At 71.5% G+C, this 24458-nt stretch carries 22 protein-coding genes and 5 pseudogenes; 15 read left to right on the top strand and 12 right to left on the bottom strand.

The features are described 5' to 3' along the window. The first annotated feature begins 86 nt into the window (after positions 1–86). Positions 87–515 carry a DUF6086 family protein gene (locus tag ACFVFS_RS22345; protein WP_380626357.1) on the top strand — a complete coding sequence of 143 codons (429 nt, stop codon included), beginning with the start codon at positions 87–89 and terminating at the stop codon, positions 513–515. An 18-nt stretch (positions 516–533) separates the two neighbouring features. Here the strand turns inward: ACFVFS_RS22345 and ACFVFS_RS22340 are convergent, their stop codons facing one another. Next, positions 534–1160, bottom strand: coding sequence for a tyrosine-type recombinase/integrase (locus tag ACFVFS_RS22340; protein ID WP_380626356.1), 627 nt, complete (start codon positions 1158–1160; stop codon positions 534–536). 245 nt (positions 1161–1405) lie between these two features. On the opposite strand from ACFVFS_RS22340, the pseudogene istA reads away from it, so the two are divergent. Both istA and istB read left to right on the top strand, forming a co-directional pair. Continuing rightward, a pseudogene (gene istA / locus ACFVFS_RS22335) lies at positions 1406–2461 on the top strand (IS21 family transposase); the annotation flags it as partial. A gap of 225 nt (positions 2462–2686) precedes the next feature. Next, positions 2687–3466: an IS21-like element helper ATPase IstB gene (gene istB, locus ACFVFS_RS22330; protein WP_380626400.1), complete on the top strand. Its 780-nt coding sequence runs from the start codon at positions 2687–2689 to the stop codon at positions 3464–3466. A gap of 30 nt (positions 3467–3496) precedes the next feature. Here istB and ACFVFS_RS22325 read toward each other — a convergent pair whose 3' ends face one another. After that, positions 3497–4444 (bottom strand): hypothetical protein, encoded by a 948-nt coding sequence (locus ACFVFS_RS22325; RefSeq protein ID WP_380626355.1) that lies wholly within the window; start codon positions 4442–4444, stop codon positions 3497–3499. Positions 4445–4755: 311 nt separating this feature from the next. Between ACFVFS_RS22325 and ACFVFS_RS22320 the strand changes: the two genes are divergently transcribed. After that, positions 4756–5127 carry a hypothetical protein gene (locus ACFVFS_RS22320; RefSeq protein ID WP_380626354.1) on the top strand — a complete coding sequence of 124 codons (372 nt, stop codon included), beginning with the start codon at positions 4756–4758 and terminating at the stop codon, positions 5125–5127. Between the two features lie 57 nt (positions 5128–5184). On the opposite strand, the pseudogene ACFVFS_RS22315 reads toward ACFVFS_RS22320, so the two are convergent. Next, a pseudogene (locus ACFVFS_RS22315) lies at positions 5185–5298 on the bottom strand (ATP-binding protein); the annotation flags it as partial. A 20-nt stretch (positions 5299–5318) separates the two neighbouring features. Between ACFVFS_RS22315 and ACFVFS_RS22310 the strand changes: the two are divergent. Beyond that, positions 5319–5570 (top strand): annotated as a pseudogene (locus ACFVFS_RS22310) (ATP-binding protein); the annotation flags it as partial. Between the two features lie 299 nt (positions 5571–5869). Here ACFVFS_RS22310 and ACFVFS_RS22305 read toward each other — a convergent pair. Genes ACFVFS_RS22305 through ACFVFS_RS22295 form a run of 3 tightly spaced genes read right to left on the bottom strand, consistent with a single transcriptional unit; the run spans position 5870 to position 7926 of the window. Continuing rightward, a complete protein-coding gene (locus ACFVFS_RS22305) occupies positions 5870–6625 on the bottom strand; it encodes an SDR family NAD(P)-dependent oxidoreductase (protein ID WP_380626353.1) in 756 nt (251 codons plus the stop codon). Next, a complete protein-coding gene (locus ACFVFS_RS22300) occupies positions 6609–7304 on the bottom strand; it encodes a GntR family transcriptional regulator (protein ID WP_380626352.1) in 696 nt (231 codons plus the stop codon). Before ACFVFS_RS22300 ends, ACFVFS_RS22305 begins: the two co-directional genes overlap by 17 nt. A 52-nt stretch (positions 7305–7356) precedes the next feature. After that, positions 7357–7926 carry a VOC family protein gene (locus ACFVFS_RS22295; RefSeq protein ID WP_380626351.1) on the bottom strand — a complete coding sequence of 190 codons (570 nt, stop codon included), beginning with the start codon at positions 7924–7926 and terminating at the stop codon, positions 7357–7359. Positions 7927–8062: 136 nt separating this feature from the next. On the opposite strand from ACFVFS_RS22295, the gene ACFVFS_RS22290 reads away from it, so the two are divergent. The 3 genes from ACFVFS_RS22290 to ACFVFS_RS22280 all read left to right on the top strand — a co-directional run bounded on the left by ACFVFS_RS22290 (position 8063) and on the right by ACFVFS_RS22280 (position 13075). After that, positions 8063–10240 carry a thiamine pyrophosphate-dependent enzyme gene (locus tag ACFVFS_RS22290; protein WP_380626350.1) on the top strand — a complete coding sequence of 726 codons (2178 nt, stop codon included), beginning with the start codon at positions 8063–8065 and terminating at the stop codon, positions 10238–10240. 31 nt (positions 10241–10271) lie between these two features. Further along, positions 10272–11627, top strand: coding sequence for a dihydrolipoamide acetyltransferase family protein (locus ACFVFS_RS22285; RefSeq protein WP_380626349.1), 1356 nt, complete (start codon positions 10272–10274; stop codon positions 11625–11627). Between the two features lie 173 nt (positions 11628–11800). Further along, complete coding sequence (locus ACFVFS_RS22280) at positions 11801–13075, top strand: MFS transporter (RefSeq protein WP_380626348.1); 1275 nt, start codon at positions 11801–11803, stop codon at positions 13073–13075. A 64-nt stretch (positions 13076–13139) separates the two neighbouring features. Here ACFVFS_RS22280 and ACFVFS_RS22275 read toward each other — a convergent pair. Then, a pseudogene (locus tag ACFVFS_RS22275) lies at positions 13140–13400 on the bottom strand (helix-turn-helix domain-containing protein); the annotation flags it as partial. Between the two features lie 88 nt (positions 13401–13488). Next, the gene (locus tag ACFVFS_RS22270) at positions 13489–13845 is read right to left on the bottom strand and encodes a winged helix-turn-helix transcriptional regulator (protein WP_380626347.1); all 357 of its coding nucleotides are present in this window, start codon (positions 13843–13845) and stop codon (positions 13489–13491) included. Between the two features lie 63 nt (positions 13846–13908). On the opposite strand from ACFVFS_RS22270, the gene ACFVFS_RS22265 reads away from it, so the two are divergent. Continuing rightward, entirely contained in the window at positions 13909–14751 is an 843-nt protein-coding gene (locus ACFVFS_RS22265; protein WP_380626346.1) for an NmrA family NAD(P)-binding protein, read from the top strand. A gap of 354 nt (positions 14752–15105) precedes the next feature. Here ACFVFS_RS22265 and ACFVFS_RS22260 read toward each other — a convergent pair whose 3' ends face one another. Further along, positions 15106–15768 (bottom strand): HD domain-containing protein, encoded by a 663-nt coding sequence (locus tag ACFVFS_RS22260; protein WP_380626345.1) that lies wholly within the window; start codon positions 15766–15768, stop codon positions 15106–15108. Then, positions 15765–16103, bottom strand: coding sequence for a DUF6616 family protein (locus tag ACFVFS_RS22255; protein ID WP_380626344.1), 339 nt, complete (start codon positions 16101–16103; stop codon positions 15765–15767). Before ACFVFS_RS22255 ends, ACFVFS_RS22260 begins: the two co-directional genes overlap by 4 nt. Positions 16104–16193: 90 nt before the next feature. Here ACFVFS_RS22255 and ACFVFS_RS22250 point away from each other — a divergent pair, with 90 nt between their 5' ends. Both ACFVFS_RS22250 and ACFVFS_RS22245 read left to right on the top strand, forming a co-directional pair. After that, positions 16194–17165 (top strand): GlxA family transcriptional regulator, encoded by a 972-nt coding sequence (locus ACFVFS_RS22250; RefSeq protein WP_380626343.1) that lies wholly within the window; start codon positions 16194–16196, stop codon positions 17163–17165. A 587-nt stretch (positions 17166–17752) separates the two neighbouring features. Next, positions 17753–18028: a hypothetical protein gene (locus ACFVFS_RS22245; RefSeq protein WP_380626342.1), complete on the top strand. Its 276-nt coding sequence runs from the start codon at positions 17753–17755 to the stop codon at positions 18026–18028. A 159-nt stretch (positions 18029–18187) separates the two neighbouring features. Here ACFVFS_RS22245 and ACFVFS_RS22240 read toward each other — a convergent pair whose 3' ends face one another. Continuing rightward, complete coding sequence (locus ACFVFS_RS22240; protein ID WP_380626341.1) at positions 18188–18583, bottom strand: hypothetical protein; 396 nt, start codon at positions 18581–18583, stop codon at positions 18188–18190. A 667-nt stretch (positions 18584–19250) separates the two neighbouring features. On the opposite strand from ACFVFS_RS22240, the gene ACFVFS_RS22235 reads away from it, so the two are divergent. The 4 genes and pseudogenes from ACFVFS_RS22235 to ACFVFS_RS22220 all read left to right on the top strand — a co-directional run. Then, positions 19251–19904 (top strand): hypothetical protein, encoded by a 654-nt coding sequence (locus ACFVFS_RS22235; protein ID WP_380626340.1) that lies wholly within the window; start codon positions 19251–19253, stop codon positions 19902–19904. Positions 19905–20352: 448 nt separating this feature from the next. Further along, positions 20353–20853 (top strand): MarR family winged helix-turn-helix transcriptional regulator, encoded by a 501-nt coding sequence (locus ACFVFS_RS22230; protein WP_380626339.1) that lies wholly within the window; start codon positions 20353–20355, stop codon positions 20851–20853. 85 nt (positions 20854–20938) lie between these two features. After that, positions 20939–22066 (top strand): LLM class flavin-dependent oxidoreductase, encoded by a 1128-nt coding sequence (locus tag ACFVFS_RS22225; protein ID WP_380626338.1) that lies wholly within the window; start codon positions 20939–20941, stop codon positions 22064–22066. A 619-nt stretch (positions 22067–22685) separates the two neighbouring features. Then, positions 22686–22784 (top strand): annotated as a pseudogene (locus ACFVFS_RS22220) (VOC family protein); the annotation flags it as partial. Positions 22785–22839: 55 nt separating this feature from the next. Here the strand turns inward: ACFVFS_RS22220 and ACFVFS_RS22215 are convergent. After that, on the bottom strand, positions 22840–24069 hold the full coding sequence (locus ACFVFS_RS22215; RefSeq protein ID WP_380626337.1) for a hypothetical protein: 1230 nt from the start codon (positions 24067–24069) through the stop codon (positions 22840–22842). Positions 24070–24458: the final 389 nt, after the last annotated feature.

Genomic DNA, 24458 nt, shown 5'->3' with positions numbered 1-24458 from the left:
CCGAGCCCGCGACTATGCCGATCTGATGCCGGCTGGGTCCTAGGATTGCTCGCGGTGCGGCAACTGGACCAGCGGAGAGGCGTTTGATGAGCCAGTACTTCTCGCTGGGGGACGTGACCCTGTGGAATCCATCGAACGGTGTGTCGGCGCTCTTCCTGGGTCAGACGGCGGTCTTTGCAGAGGTGCTCGGGCTGCCGTCGGGGATCGGCCCGATGGAAGAGGATGAGGCCGAAGTGGCTCCGGATTCTCTGGCAGCGTTCGTCGGCGTCCTGCTCGCCTGGCGGGACGGCTCGAATCATGCCGTTCTGGAGGCGCTGTCTGACGGGTTCATCGCGACGATGTTGGTGTTGGCCGAACGGGCGGGTGCCGAAGTGCGCTGGCCAGGCCAGCCTGGTTCTGCCCAGGTGGGCCTGCACGATGTCCAGGTGGCTCGGGCAAAGGCTGGTTCCAGTGCCGGTTGGGCGGTCCGGGTTCGAGAGCAGGCTCGGCAGTTGGATCTCGCGATGGCGCGCTGAGAAGGCACTTCGGCATAGTCACAGGCCGTCGAGGAACGCGAGGATCTTGTCGCCAGGGCGGTAGCGGCCCGGCTTCGCGCTGACCGGGGCGGCGAGCGCCAGTGCTTTCTCCTTGATGGTCATGTCGGCGTGAACGTAGGCATCGGTGGATCGGACGCCAGCGTGGCCGAGCCAGAGCGCGATGACCGTGGTGTCGACGCCGGCCTGCAGGAGTGACATCGCGCAGCTGTGTCGCAGGACGTGCGGGTGGATGCTCTTGTCGAGCAGGGACGGGCAGGCTTGCCCGGCGGTCTTAGCGTGGATGTTCAGGCGTTGGGCGACGGCATCGCGGCTGAGGCGTCGTCCGGTGCGGGTGCAGAACAAGGGGTCGCCGCGTCGTCCAGCGCGTTCGTTCAGCCAGGATCGCAGCAGGTTCTGGACGGGGCGGTCGAGGGGGACGGTGCGCTGCTTGCGCCCCTTGCCCTCGCAGCGGACCGAGGCACCATCGCCGAAGCTGATGTCGTCGCAGTTCAGGCCAGTGAGTTCGGAGACGCGCAGGCCGGTCTGGACGGCCAGCGCGAGCATGGTCTTGTCCCGTCGTCCCTCCCAACGTTTCGGATCCGGCGCCGCCAGCAGCGCATCGACCTCCGGTCCGGTCAGGAACATGACAGTCCTCTTGTCGAACCGCTTCGGCGGGATGTCCAGGACTCGCTGGATGAGCAGGTGTCGGCGTACAGGTGAAGGTGCTCAGCCACGTACGGGTGAATGTGCCCAGTTCCTGAGGTGTTGAGGGGCGGCGCCCGGCACTCTGCTGCTGTCCGGTTCGTGGACGGAGGGCGGCTGAAGTGGCCTTGGATCCGCATCGTTGGCTGGAACTCCGACGCTTCCGTGCGCTGCACGAGTCCGGGGTGATGAGCCTGTCGGAGATCTCGAAGGAGACCGGGCTCAACCGCCGCACTGTTCGCAAGTACCTTGCCGCGCAGGCTCCGATCGCACCGCCTCGCCGGGCGCCGAACGGACAGGCCCGCAAGCGGGTGGTGGACGAGGTTGCGCCGTTGATCGACGCGATGTTGCGCTCCGAGATCCTGATCAAGGGAGCGGTGGTTCACGAGCGGTTGGTCGCCGAGTACGGCTTCACCGGCAACTACCAGCGGGTGAAGCTCTATCTGCAGGAGGCGCGGCCCCGTGTCGCCGAGGAACTGGGTATTGCGCCTGGTGAACTGGCCGGGCTGCACCGCCGGTTCGAGGTGGTTCCCGGTGCTCAAGCTCAGGTCGACTGGGGTGATGAGGGCAGCATTCTCGCCCACCTCGGGATCCCGAAGGTCTACTCCTTCCACATGGTGCTGTCCTACTCGCGCGATCCGTTCTGCTGCTACACCACCAGCCAGGACCTGGCGACGTTCTTCGACTGCCACCGCCAGGCGTTCGCGCACTTCGGCGGAGTGCCGATGACGATCGTCTACGACCGCACCAAGACGGTCGTCCGCCGACACGTCGCCCCGGGTGAGGCGGTCCCGCTCCATCCGGAAGCGGTGGCGTTCGCCGGGCACTATGACTTCGACATCGACGTGCTGGCCGCCTACCGGCCGCAGGGCACAGGCAGGGTCGAGCGGCAGGTCGCCATCGTCCGCGACCACGTCCTGGCCGGCCGGGCGTTCTCCTCGATTGAGGAACTGGATGCGGCTTTCACGGCCTGGGCGCCGTTGCGCCGGACGCGCGTCCACGGCACCCACGGCGAGGTCATCGGCCATCGCGCCGTCCGCGACCACACGGCTCTGCGGCCGTTGCCGTCAAGGCCGTATGTGGTCTCTCAACGGCACCTTCGGCCTGTCGGCAAGGACTGCCTGGTCGCCTTCGACGCGAACCTCTACTCGGTGCCGGCCCGCCGGATCCGTCCCCGCCAACTGATCGAGATCCGGGCCACGAAGTCCCAGATCGTGCTGCACACCACCGTCCCCGATGCCAACGGCCAGACCCTGCTCGCCATCCACCCGAGGGCGGTCGGCCGCGGCGCGCGCGTTGTCGACCCCAAGCACTGGGACGGCCTGCCCAAGGGCGACAACCGCCGCGTCACCACGGGCGATGTCCCCTCCCAGCCCCGGCATCAGGACTTCCTCGGCGACCAGGCCGGCCCGTTGCAGGCCCTGCTGCACCGGGCCGCAGCGACGCGGGTCGAGGTCAGCCGCCGCCCGCTGTCGGTCTATGACGAGCTGACCGGAAACCGCATCCGCACCACCGCCACCAAGCTCGGCCTGCCCCACCTGACGGAGAGCCTGAACCAGTACGCCCAGCGCGCGGAGGAGGGCAAGCTCGGCTACCTCGACTTCCTCGACCTCGTCCTGGCCGAAGAGCTCGCGGTCCGCGACGACCGGCGCTTCCGCCAGGGCCTGCGGCTGTCGAAACTGCCGCACCACAAAACGCTCGACGACTACGACTTCTCCTTCCAGCCCGAACTGGACCCGCGCAAGGTCAAGGACCTGGCCACCCTGTCCTTCATCGAGGCCAAAGCCAACGCCGCCCTGCTCGGGCCGCCCTGGGTCGGCAAGACCCACATCGCCGTCGCTCTCGCGGTCGCCGCCTGCCGGGCCGGGTTCTCGATCTACTTCACCACCCTGGACGACATGGTCCGCCACCTGAAGACCGCCGAGGCCAACGGCCGGATGGCCAGCAAACTCCGTACCTACCTGCGTCCCGGCGTTCTCGTGGTCGACGAAGTCGGCTACGAACCCCTGGAGCGCGCCGAGGCGAACCTGGTCTTCCAGGTGATCTCCAAGCGCTACGAGAAGGGCTCGATCATCCTGACCTCGAACAAGACCTTCAGCGAGTGGGGCCAGGTCTTCGGCGACGAGGTCCTCGCCACCGCCATCCTCGACCGGCTCCTCCACCATTGCGACGTGATCTCCATCAACGGCCCCAGCTACCGGCTGAAGAACCGACTCGCTGCCATCGAAAGGGACGCCGACGCGGCCTGACGGCTGAGACCTCGTATGCCGGAAGCTGTTTCACCAGTGTGGATGGAAGCCGTCCCAGAAAGCCTCCTCGGCTTGTTCGGCGGAGGTGAACCAGTGGGTGTCGAAGTGTCGCGCGAGGGAGTAGCGATGCTGCGGATCGGTCAGCATCCGGTGGACGAGCTCCGCCGAGGAGCAGTCGAACCGCTCCCAGGGATCCCACTTGTCGCTGCGAGCGAAGACCGGCCACGCGTTCGGGTCCGGATCCTCCACCAGCCAGCAGAACGAGTGCTCGGCCGAGGTCATGGCCCATTGGAGGAGCCCGATCGCAGGAATGCTGAAGGGGGCGGGGCCGGCGAACTCGGCGGGGTCGGTCATGATCAGGTCGAGGTTCAAGCACTTTGAGCCCGGCGCGCAGAGTTCGAGGCTGTCGTCGAAGGCGCCCGCACCGAAGGTCTCGGCCAGCAGCTTGTAGTCCTGGGGAAGGCGAAGGCCCAGCTTCCGTTCCACCGACTCCCAGTCGACCAGCCGCCGGGGCCCTCGCCAACCGGTGAGTGCGGCCAGTTCCTCAGCCCACGACAACGCGGCAGGTCCCGCCCGACCCGCAGGGGTTGGAGCTGCCACGGCGCTCACCACGGCGGTCAGACCTGGGACAGCGTCGCTGACGCCTTTAAACACGCCGGCCCCAAGCCACCTCTGCCCCACGCTCCATCCATACATTTCGATGGCCTGGCCCGCGAGAACATCGGCCAGCGGTGGACCCGGCAGACGCCGGAGCGACGGATCCATGAACCCGTCCAAGGCCACGGTCTTGGGCGGCCCGAATCGCGACCTCAGCGCGGTCACGACCGCGTTCAGCTCAGCAGGTTCACGATCGCCAGCTGCGAGATCGACCAGCTGGTAACCCGGGGCTCCTTGTCCACTCTCCTGGGCGGTCCCCTCGCCCGGCAGCGGCCTGGTCAAGAGTTCTTCGATCACGGCGAGATGAGCAGCGCTGTCCACGGCAAGGAGTAAACCCCATGGCGCGGACACTGCCCGCGGAGAGGCACCGAAAAGGAAGCTACGGGCTGAGCACTTCATCTGTACTTGGCTGAGCACTTTGCTGAGTACGCGGACATCCCACCCCGAACCCTGCGAAGCACCCGCCTCGCCAACCTCGTGAACACACTCGATCCCAAGCTCGTCGCTGCGGCCCTCGGCATGGACCCCGAAGGCGTCATGATCTACCTCGCTGACCACGTCGACGCTGGCCGGCTCCCATAGCCCAGAGAAATTCTCCGAGGCTGGCGGTGTCTGACCGGCACAATGTCCCGGTGACCCTCTTCACCTGCGCGAACTGCAAGCACCCTCTCACCGGCGATCTACAGGAAGCACAGGCTTCTCCGGCCAGCGATCACCTGTCCGACCACCGCATCGCCGACCCGCGGATTGCGCAGGGCACCTACGCGACCAGCTACGACGCCACACTGTTCATCCTGCACCCTGACGACGTGCCGGGCACCGATCTGCACCCCAACTCCAGCCGTCGCAACGGATGCTGCGGACTCGACGGCCAGGACGGCCCCAACCTCGTCTGCGCAAGCTGTGGTGCCGACATCGCCACCAAGGAATCGGACTGCTGGACCGACAACCTGGTAGCGCTGATAGCCACCGCAGTTCTCCGCAGCACGAAATCTCCGTCCTGAACCCGTCGACTTTCGGCACCGCCTCGCACACGTTCGCCGGAACATGTGCGCTTTGGCGAACGACTCGTTGAAGGCGATGGCCACGCTGTTCTCCCCCTCCCGCTCGGTCAGAACCTGGAACAGCAACTCGGCTCCCCTGCGGTCGAGTTCCATGTATCCGAGTTCGTCGATCTATGCCGATATCGACATAGATCGACGACATCGGGCTCCTTCCCGTCTCGCCCGACGCCGCCGAAGGCTTCTACCGCCTGGTCGATGCCGCCTACGAGCGCCACAGTCTGACGGTCAGCAGCAACCTTCATCCGTCGGGATTCGACGAGATCATGCCGAAGACCCTCGCCACCGCGACCGTCGACCGGCTCCTGCACCACGCCCATGTCGTCGTCACCCAAGGCGACAGCCACCGCCTCGCCGAGGCGACCACCGGACGAGGCGTCGCCCCCCCCCCGACTGACCCCACCCCCCCCGCTGAAGCACATCGCCCGGGAGGTGCAGCGGGCATCAGCACGGTCAGCGGACTGCTCGTTCCGGGGCGGGTGCGGCTGCCGCCGATCGACCTGGCCATCGCCTGCGTCAAGGCCCTGGAGGCCGCTGCGGTACCCCGCTGGCGCGAGGCCTGGCACGAGCCGCGGGTCGTGGAGGGCCGGGCCCGTCGGGCCGTGGCCTGACGGGCCCGGGGGCGGCGCCGATCGCGCCGGGGTGGCGGCGGGGCCGTGCGGTGGCGCGAGCCCGGCGGCCGGGCTCAGATCATGTGCATGCCGCCGTTGACCTGGATGGTCTCGCCGTGGACGAAGCTCGCCGCGGGGGAGCACAAGAAGGTGATGACGGAGGCGACTTCCTCGGGCCTGCCCAGCCGGCCCATGGGCGTGCTGGAGAGCGCGTCCCCGCCCCGGGTGGCGACGTAGTCGCGGGTCATGGGGGTCTCGATGATGCCCGGCGAGACCGTGTTGACCCGGGCGTGGCCGCCCAGTTCCCAGGCGAGGCTGCGGGAGAAGGCGAGCAGGGCGCCCTTGGTCGCGGCGTAGTGGGCGTGGCGGATGCTGCCCCGGTGGCCGGCCATGGAGGCGAGGTTGACGATGGCGCCGTGCTTGTTGAGGTGCGGCAGGACGGCGCGGGTGAGGAAGAAGACCCCGTCGAGGTTGACGGACACGACGGTGCGCCACTGCTCGTCGGTCATGTCGGCGACGGTCTGCTCGGGGTAGATCCCGGCGGCGGGCACCAGGAAGTCGACCGAGCCGAACTCCTCGACGGCGGCGTCGACGAACGCGGTGTTGCTCTGTGCCGAGGCCGCGTCCAGGTGCAGGGTCAGCACCCGGCCCCCGCCGGTCCCGAGCGAGGCGGCGAAGTCCTCCAGGGCCGCGGGGTCCAGGTCGCCCAGCACCAGGTGGGCGCCGGCCGCGTGGAACTGGCGGGCCACCTCGCGGGCGATGCCGCCGCCCGCGCCGGAGAGCAGCAGGGTCTTGCCGTGGAAGGGGGTGGGGTCACTCGACGGTGTCATGCTCGTCCTCAAGGAAGAGTTCGGGGTGCTGGACCAGTTGGAGCCGCGTGCGGCGGAGGTGTCCGGTGAGGAAGCGTTCGGCGTCCTCGCCGTCGCCGCGCCGGATCGCCTCGACGATCAGGCGGTGCTCGGCGTGGATCAGCTCCCAGCCGGTGGCGTCGGTGATCCGGGCGAACGCGCGGCGGTAGTGCTGTGTGGTGTTCCAGAAGCGGTCCACCATCTCGGTGAGCTGGCCGGCGGGGCAGCCGGCGTAGGTGAGCAGGTGCAGCCGGCGGTCCAGGACGAGGAAGCGGTCCACGTCGGTGGTGGCCTCGATCTGGCCCGCGAGGTCGGCGAGTTCGGCGATCTGGGCCGCGGTCAGGTGCGGGATGCTCTCGCTCAGCGCGAGCGGTTCGAGGCGTTCCCTGATCTTGTAGACCCCCTCGCACTCGCGCATGTCCATCTTGGAGACCCAGGCGCCGCTGTTGGACTTGACGACGGTCAGTCCCTCGGCGGCGAGGATCCTCAGGGCCTCGCGGACCGGCAGGCGGCTGGCGCCGAGCCGTTCGGCGACCTGTTCCTGCATGATCCGTGCCCCGGGCGGCAGTTCGCCGTTCAGGATCGCGGTGCGCAGGTGGTCGGCGACCCGCTGGCTGGCGACGGCGGAGGCGCTGGGGCCGGTGGTCGGGTTCTGGGGCACGTCGGGTACGGCTCGCTTTCCGGTGCGGAGGCGGTGTTCAGTCGGAAGGCTTTCACAACGGCGCGGGCGCACCGTCCTCGTCCCTCTCGCACCTCTTGCCGTGCGGGTAGGAGACCAGTTCCAGCTGCATCCCCCAGGGGGTGAGGAAGTAGACCCAGCGCTGGCCCTGGCTGGGGCCGCTGCTCGCGGTCGGCTCGCCGAGGACCCGGACGCCGTGGCGGCGCAGGTGGGCGACGGCGGCGTCGAGGTCGGTGACGTAGAACGCCAGGTGGTGGCCGCCGATGTCGCTGTTGCGGGGCTGGTCCGTGCGCCGGCCGGGGGCCTCGTACTCGAAGATCTCGAAGTCGGGGCCGCCGGCGCAGCGGAAGAAGCGCAGCTCGCGCATGACGGCACGCGGGTGCACGTTCAGGTGCTCGGCCATCCAGGCGCCGTCGGACCGGAAGGGCCCGAGCGAGTAGAGGTGCCGGCAGCCGATCACCTCGACGAAGAAGCGCGTCGCCTCGTCGAGGTCGGGGACGGTGAAGCCGATGTGCTCGACCCCGGTCAGTCCCGGCAGCCCCTGCCCCTGCTGCGGGGCTTCCTCGCCCCGCCCTCCCGATGAATGGATCCATTGTCCCGGCATGGGTATCACCCTGGTCCGCATGAGGCGCCCCAGTCAAGGGGTTCTGTCGCTGCCGGAACATCACACTCCGGTAACAGGGGTTGGCTATGGATCCATTCGCTGCGACAGTGCTGGTCGAAACACAGAGGGAGCTCACATGCCTACACACCGGAAACTGGCCGCGGCATCGCCCTGGACACAGCTGGCGGCGACCCGCAAGGACTGGCAGAACGCCGACCCCGCGCTGCTGACCTCGATGTTCGCCCAGACCCTGCTGATCAGGACCTTCGAGGAGTACGTCCTCGACCTCGCGTCCCAGGGACTGGTCCACGGCCCGGCGCACTCCAGCATCGGCCAGGAGGGCGGCGCGGTCGGCTCCGTGCACGCGCTGACCAGCGCGGACTTCGTCGGCGGCTCACACCGGGGGCACCACCAGTTCCTGGCCAAGGCCCTGGGCCACGCCGCCCCGCACGGCATCGACCCGCGCGTACCGGTGAGCGAGGACGTCCGCACCGTCCTGACCCGCAGCCTCGCCGAGATCTGCGGGCTGGCCCGCGGCTTCTGCCGGGGCCGGGGCGGATCCATGCACCTGCAGTGGCGCGAGGCCGGGGCGATCGGCACCAACGCCATCGTCGGCGGCGGCGTCCCGCAGTCCGCCGGGTTCGCCTGGTCGGCCCGGCAGGCCGGCACCGACGCGGTGTCGGTCGCCTACTTCGGCGACGGCGCGGTGAACATCGGCTCCGTCCTGGAGACGATGAACCTCGCCGCCGCCTGGAAGCTGCCGCTCTGCTTCTTCATCGAGAACAACCGGTACGCCGTCTCCACCCACGTGGACGAGGTCACCGCCGAGCCCCGGCTCTCCGCGCGCGGCCTGGGCTTCAACATCCCGGCCTGGCAGGTGGACGGCATGGACCCCCTGGCCACCCACCTCGCCATGAGCGAGGCCGTCGCCCACATGCGCGCCGGCAACGGCCCCACCATCGTGGAGGCCGACGTCTACCGCTACTACCACCAGAACGGCCCGTTCCCCGGCAGCGCGTTCGGCTACCGCACCAAGGACGAGGAGAAGCAGTGGCGGGCCCGCGACCCGCTGGCCCTCCTCGCCGAGCAGCTCACCGAGCGCGCCATCCTGGATGCCGCGGCCGTCGAGGAGTCCACGGCGCGGGCCAGGGAACTGCTGGCCGGCATCGGCGACGAACTGCTGGAACCCGACCCGGACGGCAAGCCCGGAAAGCGCCGGATCAAACCCGCCGAGTGGCCCGACCCGTCCTTCCGCGACGTGGGCGTGCGCGGCGACCTCTCGGAGTTCGACGGCGTGCGCCAGGCCGACCTGGACACCTTCACCGGCGCCACCGCCGAACGCAGGTTCATCGACGTCGTCTCCGAGGTGATGCGCCGCCGGATGTCCCAGGACGACTCGATCGTCGTCATGGGCGAGGACGTCCACCGCCTCAAGGGCGGCACCAACGGCGCCACCAAGGGCCTCGCCGAGGCCTTCCCCGACCGCTGCCTGGGCACGCCCATCAGCGAGAACGCCTTCGCCGGACTCGGCTGCGGCATCGCGCTGGACGGCCGCTACACCCCGGTGGTCGAGTTCATGTACGCGGACTTCATGTGGGTCGCCGCCGACCAGATCTTCAACCAGATCGGCAAGGCGCGGCACATGTTCGGCGGCGACGGCGACGTGCCGCTCGTACTGCGCAGCAAGGTCGCCATGGGCACCGGCTACGGCTCCCAGCACTCCATGGACCCGGCCGGCGTCTTCGCCACGGCGCCCGGCTGGCGGATCGTCGCCCCCTCCACCCCCTTCGACTACGTCGGCCTGATGAACGCCGCCCTGGCCTGCAAGGACCCGGTGGTGGTGCTGGAGCACGTGGACCTGTACAACTCCACCGGCACCGGCCCGGTGGACGACCTCGACTACTGCCTGCCGGTGGGGAAGGCCGCGGTGCGCCGCACCGGCTCGGCCCTCACCGTCGTCTCGTACCTCGCGATGACCGGCCACGTCCTGGAGGCCGTCGAACAGCTCGGGCTCGACGCCGAGGTCATCGACCTGCGCTGGCTGGACCGGGCCAGCCTGGACTGGGACACCCTCGGCGCGAGCATCCGCAAGACCAACAACGTGCTCATCGCCGAACAGGGCCCCGTCGGCACGTCCTACGGCGGCTGGCTGGCCGACGAGATCCAGCGCCGCTACTTCGACTGGCTCGACCAGCCGGTCCAGCGCCTCACCGCCGGGGAGTCCTCGCCCAGCATCAGCAAGGTGCTGGAGCGCGCGGCCATCGCGCGGACCCCGGAGGCCCTCGCCGCGCTCCGCCGGGTCACCGAGAACTGACCCCGACCCACGTGACCCAGGAGGGTTCCCCATGGCTGAACTGTTCCGCATGCCGGCGGTGGCCGCCGACGACACGGCGGCGGTGCTGTCCGCCTGGCAGGTGGCGGAGGGCGCCGCCTTCGCGGCGGACGACGCGCTGATCTCCGTCGAGACCGACAAGGCCGAGGTCGACGTCCCCGCCGAGCGCGCCGGCGTCCTGCTCAAGATGCTGTACGAGCCCGGCGCCGAGATCGAGGTGGGCACCCCCGTCGCGGTCCTCGGCGCGCCGGACGAGCCCGTCGGGGACCTCGACGCGCTGCTCGCCGAACTGGGCGTGGCCCCCGCCACCGGGGCGGACGCCGTCCGCCCCGAACGCCGGACCGTCCCGGACGCCCCCGCCCCGCACGCCGTACCGCAGCCCCCCGCGGCCCCGGCGACCCCGGTGCTCCCGGTGCTCCCGGCGGCAGAGGCCGGACCCGCCACCGGCGCGCGGCTGTTCAGCAGTCCGCTCGCCCGCCGGCTGGCCCGCGAGGCCGGACTGGAACTGGCCGAGCTGACCGGCACCGGCCCGGGGGGCCGGATCGTGCGCCGGGACGTCGAGGCCGCCGTCGCCGCCCGGCCGCACCGGCCGGAGCCGGCCGCCCCGCCCCGGGAGCCGGCAGACCGGTCCGCGCCCGCCGCACCGGTGCAGGCTCCCGCATCCGCACCGGTGCAGGCCCCGGCGGGGGCCGGCTACCAGGACATCCCGCACACCCGGATGCGGCGGGCCATCGCCGCCCGGCTGACCGAGAGCAAGCAGCACACCCCGCACTTCTACCTCCGCGCAACCTGCGAGGTGGACGAACTGCTCGCCTTCCGGCAGCGGATCAACGCGGTGAGCCCGGTCAAGGTCTCCCTCAACGACATCCTGGTCAAGGCCGCCGCGCTCGCGCACACGGCCGTCCCCGAGATGAACGCCACCTGGCACGCGGACGCCGTGCGCCGCTACGAGAGCGCGGACATCTCGATCGCCGTCGCCGCCGACCGGGGACTGCTGACGCCGGTCCTGCGGGGCGTCGAACGCATGTCGCTGTCGGCGGTCGCCACCGCGACCCGGGACCGCGCGCAGCAGGCACGCTCCGGCACCCTGCGCCAGGCCGACCTGGAAGGCGGCTCCCTGACGATCTCGAACCTCGGGATGTACGGGGTCGAGGAGTTCGCCGCCATCATCAACCCGCCGCAGGCCGCCATCCTGGCCGTCGGCGCGGTCCGGGACGAGGCCGTGGTGCGCGACGGCGCGCTCGCCGCGGCCAAGGCGATGACCGTGGTCCTCTCCGTGGACCACCGGCCGGTGGACGGCGCCGTCGCCGCCCGCTGGCTCGCCGCCTTCACCGCCGCGCTCGCCGACCCGATGCGGATCGTGGTCTGAGCCCGCCCCCTCCCCGCCGGGCGGTGCCGCACGCACCACTCCCCCACCCGCCGCACCGCCCGGCCCCCGGCCCCCGGCCACGGTCCCGCGGACCGCAGACCGCAGACCGCCTGAACCCTCCCCTAAGGACACCGATGCCCTCCGCCCCCACGCCCCGTGACACCCTCGGCGAGTTGGACAGACGCAACCTCCGCCGGCTGATGCCGCTGCTGCTGGCGGCCTACATCATGTCGTTCCTCGACCGGACCAACATCGGCCTGGCCAAGGAACGGCTGGAGGCCGACCTCGGCATATCCGCCGCCGCCTACGGGCTCGGAGCCGGGCTGTTCTTCCTCACCTACGCGGCGTCCGAGATACCCAGCAACCTGATCATGCACCGGGTGGGCGCCCGCTGGTGGATCACCCGGATCATGCTCACCTGGGGCGTCATCTCGGCCTGCATGGCGTTCGTCCAGGGTGAGAAGTCCTTCTACGCGCTGCGGCTGCTGCTCGGCGCCGCCGAGGCGGGCCTGCTGCCGGGAATCCTCCTCTACTTCACGTACTGGTTCCGCTCCGAGACCCGGGGCCGGGCCATCGGCCTGCTGCTGCTCGGGGCCTCGATCGCCAGCGTGCTCGGCAACCCGCTGGGCGGTCTGCTCCTGGAGATGGACGGGATCGGCGGCTGGCACGGCTGGCAGTGGATGTTCGTCATCGAGGGCCTCCCCTGCGTCCTGCTGGCCTTCGTCGTCTTCCGGTACCTCCCGGACGGCCCGGCCACGGCCCCGTGGCTGAGCGCCAAGGAGGCGGCGCTGGTCAGCGAGGCGGCGGCCCGCGAGCAGGCGGAAGGCGCCAAGGCCGCCGGGACCAGCTCCGGTTCCCTGCTGACGGTGCTGCGCGACAAGCAGATGCTCATCGCGATCTTCGCCAACTGGACACACCAGGTCGCGCTCTACTCCGTCGTCTACTTCCTGCCCGGCATCATCGGCGGCTGGGGGCACCTGTCCCCGTTCACCATCGGGCTGCTGACCAGCCTGCCCTGGGTGATGGCCGCATTCGGCGCCGTCCTGGTGCCACCACGCGCCACCACCCCCCGACGCTCCCGCAACTTCGTGGTGACCGGCCTGCTGATGATGTTCACCGGACTCGTCGTCGCCTCCGTCGCCGGCCCCGTGATCGCACTGCTCGGCTTCTGCTTCACCGGCCTGGCGTTCTTCGTCGTCCAGCCGCTCCTGTTCAACTTCCCCGGCACCCGCCTGGAGGGCAAGACACTCGCCGGCGGCCTGGCACTGCTCAACACGGTCGGCATCACCGGCGGCTTCGTCGGCCCCTACGTCATGGGCTGGGCCGAGGAGAGCACTGGCAACCACCTGGCCGGCCTGTGGATCTCCGTCGTCCTGCTCGCCCTCGGCGCCGCGGCCGCCACCCGCCTGCGGTTCTCCGCCAAGACCGAACGGGGCGACGACAGCTGACCCCTCCCGGGCCGGTCGGCCGACCGGCCCGGGAACCCACCCCCCAACCGGTCGCCCGGCCGGCCGTTCTTGGCCGCCCGCCCTTGTACTTCGGGTAGAGGGAGTCGAAGCCGTCGGCGTTGAAGTTGTGGATCACGTCCCGGACCCGGTCCGCGCTGGTGAACGTCACCTCCGCGATCATCGCCACGGACATGGCCTGGGCGGACAGCAGCACCGTCTGTGCGCGCCGCCAGGTCACCACTGACCCGGTGCCTCTGCGGATGATCCGCAGCAGCCGTCTGCCCTCGTCGTCATCGATCTCACGGCCCCGTACTCGTTCTGCCACCCGAACGTGCTGGCAGGTGACGCGTCGCCCGAGTCACACTCGGGCGACGCGTCATGTCACAGCAGGGCGAACGTTGCCTGATGCGGCGCTAGCGAGGGAGGGACGCGTCCCGGCCCTCAGCGGGAGAAGCGGGGTCGGGAATCGACGCAGCCCACGCGGCCATGGCCTCAAGCACCGGCCCCAAGCCCTCGCCCAACGGCGTAAGGCGGTACTCCACGCGCGGAGGGATCTCGGGATAGGCGGTCCGGGTGACGAGACCGTACGCCTCGAACTGCCGCAGCCGGCTGGTGAGCGTGTGCGGGCTGATCCGCGGCAGCGCCGCACGCAGCTCGGTGAAGCGGTGCGGGCCGTGCAGCAGCTCGCGCACGATGAGCGTGGCCCAGGGCCCCTCGAGCAGGACGAGGAACCGGGCGACGCCGCATTCGGGAAGAGAGGTCGCGGTCACATCGACACCGTAGCCCAATAGTGCAGTTGAAGTAACCGGTGCACCGTATGCACTAATGGGTTCATGAGCTACGTGATCCACGGCGCCACCGGCGCCCAAGGCGCCCCCGTCGCCGCCACCCTCGCCGCCTCCGGCGCCCCCGTCACCGCCCTCACCCGCAACCCGGGCGCCGCCGTCGCCGGCACCCGGGTACGGGCCGTCGACCTCGACTTCGCCGACGCGCTCGCCGACGCCTACCGCGGCGCGCGCGGCGTCTTCGCCCACCTCCCCCTCGGCGCACCACAGGACCGGCTGCGCCACGCCCGCAACATCGTCACCGCCCTGAACACCGCCCGCCCGGACCGCGTGGTGTTCTCCACCAGCGGCGGCACGCCCGTGGAACACGCCGACCCGGCCGTCACCACCGTCATCGACGGGCTCAAGGACAGCGGCCTGTCCCACGCGGTGATCGCACCGCGCCTCTTCCTGGAGAACCTCCTCCTGCCCCCCGTCGTCAACGGCGCCCGCGAACAGGGCGTGCTGCGCTACCCGTTGCCCGCCCGCCACCCGGTGTCCTGGGTCTCGCACCTCGACGTCGCCGACGCCGCGGCCGCCCTCCTCCACCGCCCGGACATCACCGGCCTGGTCGAGATCGGCCTGCACCCCGCAGCCACCGGCCCCGAGCTCGCCGAGGCGTTCACCGCCCACCTGGGACACCCCGTCACCTACGAGGCGCTCACCCCCGCCGCCTTCGGCGACCTCCTCACCCCCCTGCTCGGCACCGACGCGGCCGCCGGCGTGGCGGGGCTGTACGACTTCCTGACCACCCTCCCCGACAACGCCATCACCCCCGACCAATCCGCCCAAACTCTGCTCGGCCTGAACCCCCGCAGCCCGCTCCGGTGGCTGACGGACACGCTCCGCTGACCCCGCAACAGCGCCAGCCCTGACAACCGCCCGCTCGACCGACCGCTCACGGGCCGAGGAGGCATCCGGCGTTGACGCCCGCCGGCGGCCGGACGCCGCGAACCCGGCCGCTGCCGAGGTACGCCGCCTCGCCGAATCCGGCCGCACCGGCACCGGCACCATCGCCTGCAGCCGCAAGGCGCACCGGTACTCCCCGGGGCCGTGATGGCAGCGCTCGGACGCCGGGGGCGCGGCCGCATCCGGAAACAGGCGCGGACCCGGGCGCACGACGGTGCCCGGGTCCGCGCCTTCCTCGCCGGTTCCCCGCCTTGGAGCGGCCGCGGCGGCATCCGCCGCGGCCGCTCCAACGTGTCGTCAGGACGGAAGCACCGGGGCGGCCACGAGCTCATCGAGGCCGGGGAACGGGTTGTCCGGCCGGTGCCTGCGGTACACGATGTCGACGAACGACAGCGGAGCCCACTTCGACGGCTGCTCGTCGATCTGACGGGCGACCTGCGCGTTGATGCTGTTCCGCAGGTCCAGATACGGAAACGCCTCGTGCGCCGCGGCCAGGACCGCCCGGTCCACCTCCTCGACGCCGAAGGCGAACACATCGGCGCTGATTCCGAAGTGCGCCAGAGCGCCGACCGGATGCTTGTGAGACGCGATCCCCGGCGAGGTGTGCAGCGCCACCGCGTCCCAGACCTGGTCGGCGGCGGCATCGGACAGGCCGTGCTCGCGGGCGAAGCGGGCCGCCCGGAACGCACCGTCCACCTCGAACCGGTTCGGACCCTGTCCCTCATCGGTCAGACCGATGTCGTGCAGCACCGTGGCGAGGAAGAGCGCCTCGTCGTCGTAGTCCGCCCCGGCCGCCAGGCCCCTGGCGGTACCGATGCTCCGCGCGTAGAAGTAGCTGCGGACGCAGTGGTTGAGCAGCCATCGCGGAGAGTGCTCGGCGGTGAAGGCGACGGCCGCCTCCGTGGCCGCCGTACGCGGCCACCCTCCGATCTCCTCCGGCAGGTTCTCGAGAATGCTCACCTGGCGTCAGCCCCCAGAGCCAGGTGCTCGGCGATGGCCGCCTCGGCGGGCCGCAGCTCGCCGACGGCGTTGGACTGCTCAAAGTAGGTGTACCAGCCGGAGTCCTCGACACCTTCGAGGAGCTTGTCGGCCAGTTCCTTCGACGGGGCCTGCCAGACGGCGAACCACTCGTGGGACGTGGAGTTTGCCGCCGGCTCCACCCGACCCCAGCCGAGGGTCACCACGCCGATCTCCGCGAGCTGCCTCATGGCTTCCTGAGCCCCGGCGAGCAGATCGTTGCGCGTCTGCTCGTCCGCGGCGTGGAACGCCGGCCTCGGGGTCCAAGTCTCAATCACGACATACATGTTGCGCCTCTCCTCTAACAACCGGCCAACGGCCCGATGCGACCAGCCTAGGAAGACCGGGACCCCTAGTACGATGGCCAAATGGACAGGAATACCAAGGATCCGGCCAAGATCGCGATCGTGGTCCAGCAGGGCTACGCCCCCCTGGACATAGCCGTCCCCCAGCAGGTGTTCGGCCACTGGCCGCACTACGTGACCGCCTCCTGGCCCGGCGGCGTCCCCTACGAACTGAGTCTGGTGAGCCCGCTTCCCGCGCAGAACGCACTGGTACCCCGTGACGTCGAACCCCTCGACCGGCTGGACACCGCGCACACCGTGATCGTCGCCGGAGTCGAGGACCCCACAGAGCCCCCGCACCCCGAACTGGTCGAACGGCTGGCCGACGCCTACCGCCGCGGAAGCCGGATGGTGTCCATCTGCAACGGCGCGTTCGCCCTGGCCGCCGCCGGCATCCTCGACGGCCGCAACGCCACCACTCACTGGCACTGGGCCAGGCTGCTGCGGGAGCGCCACCCCTCGGTCAAGGTCCGCGAGGCGGAACTCTACGTCGAGGACACCGGCGTCTTCACCTCCGCCGGCATCCTCGCCGGAACCGACCTGTGCCTGCACCTCCTACGACTCGACCACGGCCAGGCCGCCGCGAACACCATGGCCCGTTTCCTCGTCAGCCCCCCGCACCGCGAAGGAGGACAGGCCCAGTTCATCGAACACCTCCCACCCGCCGGCGACTCGGAGATCACCAACGTGATCACATGGATCCTGGGACACCTCGACGAGCCGCTCACCCTGGAGTCGATCAGCCGGCACAGCCACATGAGCACAAGGACCCTGCGCCGCAAATTCCGGACCGCCACCGGAACAAGCGTCATGAACTGGGTAGCCGTCCAACGCGTCGCCCGCGCCCGCGAACTCCTCGAAACCACCCCCCTCGGCATCGACGACATCGCCCACCGATGCGGCTTCGGCTCCGCGGAGTCGATGCGCGTCCACTTCACCGCGATGACCCGGACCAGCCCGTCGAGGTACCGCCGCACCTTCACCCCATCACCCTGACCGCCACTCACCACCCCAACCACCCACCCGCAACCCGGACACGACGAACAGCGTCCGACGGCCGGCGGACGGCAACGGCCCCCGCGGACCAGCCCCCATCCCCCACCACCCCACCACCCCACCGGCCCACCGGCCCACCGGCCCCGAACGGCGAGGGCCAGGCGCAGCGGCGGCTGCGCCGCGTTCTGGAGCAGTTCGAGCCGGCGGCCGAGAGGCGGCGGAACGCCTTCGCCGGCCTGGACGAAGACGTCCTCAGCGAAGCCGCCTCCGAAGCCCTCGCCGTTCGGCACCGATCCGGCGGCAGCCGTCGACCGCCCCGCAGGCGAGCTCCGCCGCCAGCCCACCGCCTGGCAGGACGCGATCGGCGAGCCGAGCCGCACGCTCACCGCGGTCGCACAGGACCGGCCGCCGCCCGAGCGAGCCGCCGACGCCGGCCGCACCAAGCACATCCGCCGGCACCAGGCCCGCCCGGCACTGTCGGAAGCCATCGCCCGCCGCCATCCGGCCCCTGCCAGGCGAGGAACGTGACGACGGCCGAGGCGATCGTCCGGCCGTCCGGCCGTCCGGGGCACGGAAGAATGAGGTGGGTGACCAGCACCCAGTCCCCCTTGCCCCGCGGCATCAGCGCCCTGATCCCCGACGCCCGCGCCCAGGCCACCCCCGGCGAACGCGCCGCCTCCCAGCTCCTCCACCTGCGCGAAGCCACCGTCCCGGTGCCGGTCCTCGCCGCGGCCGCCGAACTCGTCGCACCCCAGCTCAAGGACCCCGACCCCGCGACGCAGGAGGCGGCCGTGGCCGTCCACGCCCGGCTCCTCGCCGCCATCGAAGCCGCCGCCCCCGTGTCCCGTCCCAACGAAGTCTGACCAACCCCACAGAACCGGACGGCTGTCCGGCCCCGCCGGCGGCGTCGGTCTTACGGGGCGCAAGACCGACGCCGGAGCCGAGGGCCCTGGGAAGCCGGGAAGGCCCGCACCCACTACCGGGATGCAGGCCTTCGCCGTTGCCCCCGCGGTGGAAGGCGGTCAGGCCTCGATCCAAATACAGGCCTTGTCGGGAAGCCAGCTACCGGCCCTCGTCCGGACGCTGACGCACAGACGCGTATCCGCCTTGAACTCCTGGTTGATCGTGAAGGTATACGAGGGGTTGGAGCTGCACGAGGCCCACTTCGCGGAGCTGTAGCCCTGACCGTTCTTGAGCGTCCCCGTGACCATGAAACCGATGTCGCACCGGTAGCCGCTCGCCACGCCCGCCTCGACCCGGCCGACGTGGTAGCTGTCGCCGACGGTGTACTGGCTGAGCGTTCCGAGGGCGGTCGAGGTGCTGCCGCCCGCGCTCGCGTTGGCCACTCCCGGCGAGGCGATGACGGCCACCGTCACGAGGACAGTCGCACCGAGAGCCTTGATGAACCTGTTCACCATGCAGAACCTTCGCTTCCTTCACTTGGCCACCCCGGGTTTGGGTGGGGCCCTCCAAGACTTCAAGTGGGTGCCGGTCGCAGCAAGAGCCCGGACGCAACTCGGACACGTCCGGGCGAGAAGCCCAGGTCAGGACTGTGTCCGGGACGGTCACCCCCGTCCTGCGGACAGGGCCGGACAGGGGAGCCGGACGCCCACCCCTTCCGCGAGAGCGCGGGCGCGCCGAAACCCGCCCGACCCGGCCCAGGACGACCACCCCGGCCGTACGGACTCCCACCCGGCCCCTCGCCACGACGTCCGCACAGCCCGAAATACCGACACCGCGAAGCCGCCGGCGAAGAAGAAACCACAGCCCGGCAGCCCTCGACACCGCCGCACAGGTCAAAGATCACGTGAGCGCGACATCACGTACGTCCGCGGGCTCGGCAACTGAGACGGAGAAGACCGCCCCGGAGCGACAGGCGCAGCACCCGTGCGGTGGGAGACGTGCCCGGCCTCGTCGTCCGGCAGAACGGGCCGAGTACGGAGTGTCTGCATCGGCCCTGCGGCTGCTCCTCTCGTACAGTCGCATCCTGACCCTCATACGGAAGCTGGTGGGACGACGGGCAACGACCAGGACGCGGGAGCGGAGGCACGCGACACGGATCCGCGGTCGGCCTCCGTCACGTTCGTGACCACCGAGCATTTCACCCTCCAGGGAGCACGGGCCGCGGCGATCGCTGAATCAACCGGCCGGGCGTCGATCTTCATCGGTGCGGTGTCGGCTGGACTGGTCGCCCTCGGTCTGGTCGTCACAGCGACCGAGATCAGCACCGCGTTCTTCGCCTTCGGCCTGATCCTGCTCTCGACGCTGGCCTTTGTCGGCTTCGTCACCTTCGACCGGGCTCTCCAATCCGGGATCGAGGATCTTCAGTACGCGCAACGGATCGCGCGGCTCCGTGCCTACTACTTCGACCACGCGCCCGAGTTGACCCATTACCTGGCCAGCGTCCGGCCCTCGCGGCGGCTGGCCATGCACGGCCTGCACGGCGGATACACCCAGGTCTTCCGGACGGTCGCCGGAATGATCGGCGTGGTCACCGCGGTCCTGACCGGTTCCGCGGCAGGGCTGCTCGGCACTGTCATCGCCGGTCACTCGGCGGTCGCCGGGTTCGTCACGGGCGGGCTGGTAGGCGTCGCCGCTCTCGTGTCACTTATGTGGTTTCAATATGTCACCTGGGGTCGAGCCGGACATGAGCAGCTCTTCGAGGAAGGGCAAGAAGACCCGGAGGCAGGCGCGACCAGGACCACCAACCCGCACGGCCCGGACCAAGCTCAGGGCTAGGCGCCCCGCGGCGCGACCGGGAGCAGGCGCCCGCATACCGGGCCGCCCGCTCCGTCGCCGCCCGCGCCCCTGTCCCCTGCTCTCCGGCCTGCCGCAGTCGGCCTGATGTCCCTCGTGGGCGCCGGGCTGGGCAAGCCGGGGCGATCATCGAGGCGGCCTTTCGTCAGGACCGCCCCGAGGCAGGCGCGGCGGCCCACCCAGGCACCCGGACGGGCGATGGTGAGGCCGTCCGGTGGGAGGAGGTGATCGCGCTCCGGACGCGGCGGCGGGCGTACCGCTCGAGGCCGTCGTCCAGTCCACCACCGGGGCCCGGGACGCAGGCGGGCGGCCAGGCGGGCGGCAATGTAGCGGCGGCCGCGCCGGATCGGAAAGCGGTGGCGGGCGACCGCCCGGCGGTACGGGGCCGACCGCCCGCGGGCTTCGCCGTGCGATCGATAGCATCGGCCCTATGGCTGAGCGGGCGGAGCAGGCGGGGCGGGCCGACCAGGCGGGGTGGCTGGACGAGGACGAGGACGAGGTCTGGAGCGGCTTCTTCGAGACCCAGGTGCTGTTCTGGCGCCGCCTCGCCCAGCAGTTGCAGCAGGAGACCGGCCTCTCCGAGCCGGACCTCGCCATCCTCCAGGCCCTGGCGGCCGCCCCCGGCGGGAAGCTTCGGCCCTACCGGCTGAGCGGCGTCACCCAGTTCGAGAAGAGCCGGCTGCACCACCACCTGACCCGGATGGCCGGGCGCGGCCTGGTCACCCGCGAGCCCTGCCCGGACACCGGGCGCGGCGCCGTGGTGGCCCTCACACAGGAGGGCCGGGCCGCCGTCGCCGCCGCGCTGCCCCGGCGCGCGGCGCACATCCGCCGCTGGCTCACCGATCCGCTGACACAGGATCAAAGACGCGCGCTCGTCGACATCTCCGCCGCCCTGACCGAACGGCTGAAGGAAGACCGGCCCGACCGCTGAAACCCGCCGAAGCCGGTTGACGTGTCAACCCGGCACGCCCATGCTGGGGTTGACACATCAACTCGATGCGTACCGGGGGACCGCCATGCGCTTCCTGCTCCTTCCCCACCTGCCCGACCAGTCCAAGCCCGACCACGACCAGCTGCGCGAACTCGTCGACTACGCCGTCTTCGCCGAGGAGCTGGGCTTCGACGCCTACGGCATCGGCGAGCGGCACGACCGCCCCGCCGTCTCCAGCTCCCCGCCCGTCCTGCTCGCCCACATCGCCGCCGTCACCTCGCGGATACGGCTGTTCACCGCCGTCACCACCCTCGGCATGCTCGACCCGCTGCGCGCCTACGAGGACTACGCCACCCTGGACCACCTCGCCCGGGGCCGGCTGGACCTGATCGTCGCCAAGGGCGCCTACCCGCGCTCCGCCCGCCTGTTCGGCGTCACCCGGGACAACCAGTGGGAGCTGCTCCAGGAGAACTACCTGCTGTTCCGCCGGCTGTGGCGGGAGGAACGGGTGACCTGGCAGGGCCGGCTCGGCCGCTCGCTGGAGGACGCCGAACCACTGCCGCGGCCCCTGCGGCCCGAGATCCGGATCTGGCACGGCGCCGGGAGCAACCCGGACTCCGCCGACTTCGCCGCCCGCCACGGCGACCCGCTGTTCACCCCCAACGGCGCCGGCGCCATCGGCCCGTACGCCGCGATCGTGCGCCACTACCGCGAACGCTGGGCGGCGTACGGACACGACCCGGCCCGCGCCCTGGTCGGCGCGGGCACCGCCGGCTACTTCGGCGCCCGCACCTCGCAGGAGGCGGTGGCGCGCTACCGCCCGGTCTTCGAGGCCCGGCTGAAGGTCAACCGGGCCTTCGACGGCGCCTCGATCCGCTTCGACACCGTCGAGGACTGGATCGAACACGGCCCGGTACTGGTCGGCAGCCCTCAGCAGATCATCGAGAAGGTCCTGGGCCAGCACGCGCACTTCGGCCACGAGCTGCTCCACCTGCACACGGACGGCGAGGTCCTGGACCGCGCGGACTACCTCGCCACACTGGAACTGTTCTTCAGCGACATCGCCCCCGTGCTCCGCCGCGAACTGCCCAGCCGCCCGCTGGACGACGCGCAACCGCCCGGCTGGCGGCCCCGCGGCACAGGCACCGACACCGGCCGGCACCCGGCGCCGCGCCCGGCCCCGACAGGTTCTCCGGATGGCGGCCACGGATGACCGACACCCCCTCCCCACCCGCCGCCGCACCGGCGGCGGGTGGGGAGGGGGTGTCGAGCCCTTCGACGCGGTTCCCCTCCGCCGGGGAGAGCAGCGAGCGGCTCCGTCTGCGCACCGGACACGGTGAGGTGACCGGCGACGGCTTGCGCGTGTTCGCACGAAACCGGGCCCGCGGGCAGACCGCGCTGCGGCCGGCCCGCCACATCGCCCCCGCCACGGGCCCTGGCGCACCAACAGCAACACCCCACCCACAACGGCCGCACCCGAACAGGAAATCCTTCGGCACGCTTAGGGCAGGAAGGGCCACGCGGAACGCCGGAAGACGAAGCTCTCGGCATGCCTCGTCGATCAGCATGTCCTCCGAGTCCCAGGCAGCGGCACCCTGCAGCCGGGGACCTTGCCGGAGTCCTGCTCGTCGTCCTGGTCGCTGACAGTGATCGTCGGGCTCATGCACCGTGCCCTTTCTGGGTCCGGCTCTCGCCGCTGGTGACCAGGCTCAGCAGCCCGTCGTACTTGCTCATGTCGGGCGGTGCCCGGCGTGGGTCGGGCGGCAGACGGCACGCGTGCAGGGAGATCACTCGCGCCCCCGATTCGACGGAGCGGAACCTTCAGGCTCCTCGCCGGCATCGGCCAGACCGGCGAGGATTCCCGGCACGTCCCAGCCGAACCGGAGGGCAACGAGTTCTGTCTGCTCAAGGCCCGCCTCAACCCGCTCTGACCGGCCTGCCACTCTTACCAGCTCGCTGGGCGATGGCCGCGGGGGCCGTCGCGGGTCACCAGGTGATGAGGACGTACCCGGGGCCCCCGTCGGGGCCGCCTGCGCCGGCGTTCCCGGCTTCGCCGGCGAAGCCCGCCTCGCTCGCGGGGTTGGGGGAGGGCGCGCCGCCGTGACCGCTCATGCCGCCCATGCCGCCGTCGCCGCCCGCCCCGCCGGCTCCGCCGACGCCGGCCCCGGCGGGCAGGGTGACCACCGCCTTGCCGGGCGCACCGCCGGTACCGCCCGTACCGCCCTTGCCCCCCTGCCCTCCGTAGCCGCCGTACCCGACCTTTCCGGGCGCGCCGGGGCCACCGGTGACACCCGACTCCCCGGTTTCACCCGGGCTGCCGGAGCTGCCGGCCAGGCCGGCGCCCCGGGCGAGGGTAGTCCCGCCGTCACAGGTGGCGGCAGGGCCGCCCGCGCCGCCCGCCCCGCCCGCGCCGCCGTTCGGCGAGGCGCCGCCCAGGCCCCCGGCGCCGCCCTTGGCTCCGCTCCCGCGCCCGCCCCGCCCGCCTCCGCCGCCGCCTTCCCCGGGCGAGGACGACACCCCGGAAGCACCGCCGCCGGCGCCGACGAAGAAGTCACCGCCGGTGACGGCCGTCCGTCCGGGGGCGCTGCCACTGCCGCTGCCACCGGTCGAGCCGCCGCTTCCCGCGCGGCCGGGCGTGCTGGGCTGCAGCCCGTCGTCGGCGCGGCCTCCCGCCCCGCCGGCCCCACCCGCGCCGCCTCCCGCGCTGCCGCCGCGCGCACCGCTGCCCACCTGCACGGCGAGCGTGGTCGTACCGAGGCCCGGCACCGGGACCCTGCACGCCACGAAGGCCCCTCCGCCGCCTCCACCTCCCCCACCGGCCCCGCTGCCGCCACCCCCTGCGCCTCCGCCACCACCGCCGGCCGGGCCGGTGACATAGCTGCCCCCGCCGCCGCCTCCCCCGCCGCCACCGCCCCCGGAACCCGGGCCGCCGAAGCCGCCGGAGCCCAGCGCGTAGACCGTCAGCTCGCTCACCCCCTCCGGGACGGTGAACAGGTACTGGCCCGGCTGGGTGTACGCCTGGCTGCCGCCCGCCCGGGGCCCGGCCGGGCCGGTCGGGACGGCCGGACGCCCCCACCCCTGGCCGCCGGGACTCCAGGGCGGCGCCTGGGCGGCGAACGCCGTCGACGCGGTGAGGGCGAGGACCAGCGCGGCGGCGCAGGCCGCACCGGTGGCCACCTGCGTGCGGCGCGCGGCCGGGTCGTGGACGGGGATCATCGGACGGACACCTCTCCTGGGGAACGCGACATGCAGTGGCGCCCGCGCGCGCACTGGAGCGGACGAACCATCGGGCGCTTCGTCAGCATGCGCACCAATGTGCGGTCCCCCACCCCCCTGCGCCACTCCGTGCTCGCCCGGATGGCCCGCCGCGCCCACCCCCGCCCACACGACAGGCCCGCACCGGCACCTGCTGCCCGCTCGGCCTCGAACCGCCCCGGAGCCGCCCGCCGGACCGGGGCGGAGCGTGGGGGGGGGGGGGGGGCGGGCCGCGTATATCTGTGGGGTGGCCCACCCCGCTGTCCCCGGGGGGGTGGGTTGGCCGCTTCGGGCCGCACCCCCTCCCACCCGTGAGGTCGGCCACTGATTCTGGTCTTGGGGTACAAGCC

Origin of the sequence: Kitasatospora sp. NPDC057692 (genome assembly GCF_042799475.1) — a bacterium.
In the GTDB taxonomy this organism is placed as follows: Bacteria; Actinomycetota; Actinomycetes; order Streptomycetales; family Streptomycetaceae; genus Kitasatospora.
The sequence above is the reverse complement of the archived record's forward strand: the minus strand, read 5'-3'. Positions and strand labels throughout refer to the sequence as shown.